The organism is Pseudomonas sp. L-22-4S-12 (assembly GCF_009799935.1).
Lineage (GTDB): Bacteria > Pseudomonadota > Gammaproteobacteria > Pseudomonadales > Pseudomonadaceae > Aquipseudomonas.
This window is the reverse complement of record NZ_WELL01000023.1, coordinates 1-527: the sequence shown is the minus strand read 5'-3', so window position 1 is coordinate 527 and position 527 is coordinate 1. Positions and strand designations below refer to the sequence as shown.

1 pseudogene is annotated in these 527 nt (G+C 52.0%); it reads right to left on the bottom strand.

Annotation, left to right across the window (positions count from 1 at the left end):
* Positions 1 to 186 precede the first annotated feature (186 nt).
* Positions 187 to 527: pseudogene (locus F3I16_RS20970) on the bottom strand (hypothetical protein); the annotation flags it as partial.

The following is a 527-nucleotide window of genomic DNA, read 5'->3' as shown; positions in this document are numbered from 1 at the left end:
GAACTTGCAGGTCGTTGTTCATGGTCGTCTTAATAACTGGCTGCGGGCACATGGAAGGGGAGCAGGCGGGTGGCCTTGCCAGCACCATGTCGGCAATGGGTTCGCTGCTGAAGGAGGCTGTGCGCGTTGTTCGAGACTAATAACATTGCAGGCCGGTCGGCACTATTTAATAGATAGGTCGATTTTTTAAAACTGCAGTACATCTACTTTCTGCACGATGCAAGGCGTATTGGGGATCTGGCTTTTTACAAACGCCAGGTTGGCTTGGTAGTCCTTCTTATGGCAGAAGACATAAGACCACCACGGCATAGTGCTTTGGGTATTCTCATTGAACCAGTTGTATTCCATGCTGATCAGGTGGCGAGAACGGTCGGCATAGAATTGGGTGAACTCATTCCAGTCATGTATCCCGTGATGGTAACTGCTGTGCATGTCCTTAAAGCCTTTGGAGTTGGCCATTGCCAGATAGGCCAGTCCCATGCCACCGGGGCCGGCCAGGGCGAGTATGAATGCGCTGGGGTCCAAGG